Source organism: Actinophytocola sp., assembly GCF_049647105.1.
In the GTDB taxonomy this organism is placed as follows: domain Bacteria; phylum Actinomycetota; class Actinomycetes; order Mycobacteriales; family Pseudonocardiaceae; genus Actinophytocola.
In genome coordinates, this window is record NZ_JBARWZ010000081.1 from 1 (window position 1) to 4,240 (window position 4,240).

Consider the following 4,240-nt stretch of genomic DNA (forward strand, 5'->3'; position numbering starts at 1 on the left):
CCGGTGGTCGCGCGGGCCAGCGCGGTGGCCGCGAGCGCCTAGCGCGGGCCGCGGCATCTGCGCCGGGGCGCGAGCACCACGGACGACTCGTTCTGCAGGTCGTCGTGCAGCCCGAGTCCCTTGTGCGCCAGGTGTTCCCGGATGACGGCCATATCGAGGTTGCTACCGTCATCACCCCCGGCGGCCTTGGGCAGCCCGTAGCGCAACCAGTCGGCGGCATCCGCGCGCCGGGCCAGGTCGACAGGTAGCTCGAAGTCCACTCGCCTTCCTCGACGATCGTTCGTCCAGGGTGGCAGCACGGTCAGTGCCTTGGGAAGGGACCGCCCGGTCACGTGCCGCTACGCGTCCGCCGGCACCGGCCCCGTGGCCTGGTCGTGTGTGGCGCACCCGGCCAGCGCCGCGCGTAGTTCCTCGGTGAAGTCGGCGTCCGCGCCGTCGTCGAGGGACAGTGCCGCGGTGAAGTCGTCCTCGGCGGACTGCCGGTCGCCGATCTGCCGGTGCGCGTGGCCGCGGTTGTAGCGGATGACCGGGTCGTCGGCGAGGTCGAGCGCGGCGGTGAGGTCGGCGATCGCCGACTGGACGTCGCCGCGATCGAAGCGGGTGGTGGCGCGGTTGACCAGCGCCTCGGTCAGATCAGGACGGGCCGCGAGCGCGCGGGTGAACAGCTCATCGGCCGCCGCGAGGTCGCCGTGCTCGGTGTGGACGAGACCCAGCGCGCACAACAGGTGCGGGTCGCCGGGGGCGGCGGCCAGGCCCGTGCGGGCGTCGGTCTCCGCGCCGTCCAGGTCACCAAGCTCGTAACGCAGCGCGGACCGGTTGGTCAGTGCGTCGACGTGGCCGGGAACCTGTGCGAGGACGCGGTCCAGGTCGGCGAGCGCGGCCTCCGGTTCGCCGGCGGACTGGTACAGGTCCGCCCGGTTGTAGTACGCCTCTGGCAGGTGCGGGTGCCAGCGGATCGCCGAGGTGCAGTCGGCGATCGCCTCCTCGGTCCGGCCCAGCGCACGCAACAGCGACGCGCGGTCGGCGTAGTACTCGGCGTTGTACGGATCCATCGCGATCACCGCGTCGAGATCGGCCAGCGCGGCACGCGGATCGCGCAGCGCGAGGTGGACCTGCGCGCGGTTGTGGACGAGGCGGGCGCGGTCCTGGCCGCGCTCCCCCTCGGCGAGCACCCGGTCGAGGGCGGCGAGGCCGTCGTCGATGGTGCGCAGCGCGCGGTCGTGGTCGCCCGCCTTGCTGTCGAGCAGCGCGAGGCCCTGCCCGTGGAAGACGGACAGGATCGTCCGCCGTGGTTCCGGTAGCTCCTCGGTGAGGGCCATGGCCCGATCGAGCCAGCCCCGCGCGGTCGCCGGGTCGGCAGGCAGATGGCGGGTGTGCAGGACGCCGAGCGACGCGGACGCCGACATCAGGATCGCGGCGTCGTCGGTGGCCGCCACGGCCGCCAGGTACAGGTCCCGCGCCGGGCCGGGTTCGCCGAGCGCGGTCAGGCAGGTCGCGAGCCCGGTGGTGAACGCCCACCACGGACCGAGCTCCGCCGAGGGCGTGGTGAGCGCGCGGCCGAGGGTCGCGACGCGCCGCCCGTGGTCGTAGAAACCACTGGCGATGCAGAACCCCAGCGTCGTGCGCAGCGACCCGACGTCGGTGCCGGGCTCGGCCGGTGCCGAGGAGCCGCCGGCCGTCAGCTCCAGTGCGGGGACGCGGCGGAGCGCGTCGAGCAGCTCGATGACGGTGCCGTCGGCGCGGTCGACGTTGTCGAACGCCACTCTGACCGGCTCGTCGGCGGCCCACGCGCGGACCAGCTCGGCGAGGCCGAACGCGAGCGCGCGGGTGCGTGCCGCCGGGTGGAAGCGGATCTGGACGTCGGCCGACTGGTCGAGCGCCGCCGCGGCCGTCGCGGGCAGCACCGGCGCCAGGTCCGGCACGGCGCTCACCAGCTCCACCGCGTGCCGCTCGACCAGTTCCGGCGCGCGGTCGAGGAGTTCCGCGACGACGAGTCGGAGAAACTCGCCGACGCCGCCGTACGGTCCGCCGGTCCACGCGTCGCAGTCGAACGGTCCGTACGTCTTCATGGCACTCCTCGACCGCCGCGCTCAGCTCACCAGCACCACTCGATCCACAGCCGACGCGACCCGGCCGTCAGCTTCGTGCTGCCTGCCTTCTTGGCGGTCATCTTCTTCATGCCACACCTCCGCTGCCCACTGCCCATCATGATCACCAGGACGGTACCCGCGCGTGAACACGCTGGTACAGAGCCATTTGCTGGAGCGAGGGCACGGTCTTCTGGGCCATGCGGGGAGAGCGGCATACGTCCGCACGGCCGATCCCCGCCGACCCTTCCGGCCCTACCGCCACCGATCCGGCGATAATTTCCGGAACATTTCACTTCGAATTCCCTCATTCATCAAAGAGTTGACCGAATAGCGAGAATCGACTTAGAATGATTTCCGGTACATTTCCGATAATTTCGGCCTCGCCTCGCGGGCACGCGGCGGTCCACTCTCGATGTCCACTGTGGATGCCGGGCATCCGGTGCCGCCCTCACCCGGAAGGAGAGAGTCTTGATGCTCACCAGATCGATCGTCGCGCTGGCCGTGGCGGCACTCGCGATCGCGGGAGCGGTGGTGTTGCCCGCGAGCACCACACCCACCGAGGTCGCCGCGGGCGTCGAGGACGACGGCGCCGACTGCCAGGTGACACTGCCCGGCTCGCTGACCGCCAACTCCCGGCTGCCCGACCCGTTCACGAAGCTGGACGGCACCCGGCTCACCGCGAAGTCCGAGTGGCGGTGCCGCCGCGCGGAGATCAAGCGGCTCGCCGAGCGGTACGTGTACGGCGAGAAGCCGCCGAAGCCGTCGAGCGTCACGGGCACGGTGTCGAGCAGCAACATCACGGTGAACGCGTCGCACAACGGCAGGAGCGCGAGCTTCTCCGCGAGCGTCCAGCTGCCGAGTGGCTCAGGGCCGTTCCCGGCGGTGGTCGTGCTCGGCGGGTTCGGCGCGGACACGGCGACCATCAGGGCCGCGGGCGCCGCCGTCATCAGCTACGACCCACTCGCGGTCGGCCGGGAGGGCACACCGCGTAACAACAAGCAGGGCGCGTTCTACACGCTCTACGGCTCGACCAGCAGCACCGGGCTGCTCGCCGCGTGGGCCTGGGGCGTGAGCCGGATCATCGACGTCATCGAGCAGTCCGGCGGCAGCGTGCTGAAGGCGGACGCGACCGGTGTCACGGGCTGCTCCCGGTACGGGAAGGGCGCGTTCGCGGCTGGCGCGTTCGACCAGCGCATCGCGCTGACCATGCCGATCGAGTCGGGCAGTGCCGGTGCCCCCATCCTCCGCGGCATCCCCGGGGAGTCCGGTTCGCAACCGCTGAGCAGCGCGTACGGCGAGCAGCCGTGGCTCGGTGACGCGTTCAGCTCGTTCACGGGCAACCCGGCCACGCTGCCGGTGGACACGCACGAGGTCGTGGGCATGATCGCGCCGCGCGGCCTTTTCGTCATGGAGAACCCGCACATCGACTGGCTCGGCGCCCGCTCCGGCAGCGTCGCGGCACTGGGTGGCGCGGAGGTCTACAAGGCGCTCGGCGCGGGCAGCAACATCAGCTACTGGTCCGACGTCCAGGACGGCACGCACTGCGCGACGCGGTCGGAGTGGCGCACCCCGTTGCAGCAGAGCATCCAGAAGTTCCTGCTGGGCACGGGCAGCGCGCCCGGCGTGTTCCGCATCGCGAGCAAGAAGGCGGGCAACCTCGCCGACTGGCGTACCTGGCAGACACCGACCCTGACCGACGGCCCACCGACGGACCCGACCGACCCGACGGACCCACCGCCGGTCACCGGCTGCACGGCAACGGCGTCGGTCAACCAGTGGACGGGCGGTTTCGTCACCACGGTCCGGGTCACCGCGGGGTCCGCACCGGTCAACGGCTGGACCGTCACCACGGAGCTGCCATCAGGCGCGAACATCGTCAACTCCTGGGAAACCACCCGCAGCGCAAGCACCGGCACCGTGCGCTTCACCAACGTCACCCACAACGCCACCATCCCCGCAGGCCAGTCAGTGGAATTCGGCTTCCAGGGCACCGGCACAGGCACAGTCCCCACCCCCACCTGCACAACCAACTAACCAACACCCACAACCCCAGCCCAACCCCCCACGAGTCCAAGCCTGAGAACCCGCGAGTCCACGGTTCAGAACCCGCGAGTCCACCGTTCGGAACCCGCGAGTCCACGGTTCAGAAC

Annotated in this window: 3 protein-coding genes; 1 reads left to right on the top strand and 2 read right to left on the bottom strand. The window is 71.1% G+C overall.

The features are described 5' to 3' along the window. Nucleotides 1-38: 38 nt before the first annotated feature. Both WBA97_RS09925 and WBA97_RS09930 read right to left on the bottom strand, forming a co-directional pair. Nucleotides 39-260 carry a hypothetical protein gene (locus WBA97_RS09925; protein ID WP_424230442.1) on the bottom strand — a complete coding sequence of 74 codons (222 nt, stop codon included), beginning with the start codon at nucleotides 258-260 and terminating at the stop codon, nucleotides 39-41. A 78-nt stretch (nucleotides 261-338) separates the two neighbouring features. Beyond that, nucleotides 339-2,069, bottom strand: coding sequence for a tetratricopeptide repeat protein (locus WBA97_RS09930; protein ID WP_424230443.1), 1,731 nt, complete (start codon nucleotides 2,067-2,069; stop codon nucleotides 339-341). A gap of 492 nt (nucleotides 2,070-2,561) precedes the next feature. Between WBA97_RS09930 and WBA97_RS09935 the strand changes: the two genes are divergently transcribed. Beyond that, nucleotides 2,562-4,124 (top strand): cellulose binding domain-containing protein, encoded by a 1,563-nt coding sequence (locus WBA97_RS09935; RefSeq protein WP_424230444.1) that lies wholly within the window; start codon nucleotides 2,562-2,564, stop codon nucleotides 4,122-4,124. Nucleotides 4,125-4,240: the final 116 nt, after the last annotated feature.

Coding starts and splice junctions, on each gene's coding strand:
- WBA97_RS09930 (WP_424230443.1), bottom strand. CDS start 2,069: ATGAAGACGTACGGACCGTTCGACTGCGACGCGTGGACCGGCGGACCG.
- WBA97_RS09935 (WP_424230444.1), top strand. CDS start 2,562: ATGCTCACCAGATCGATCGTCGCGCTGGCCGTGGCGGCACTCGCGATC.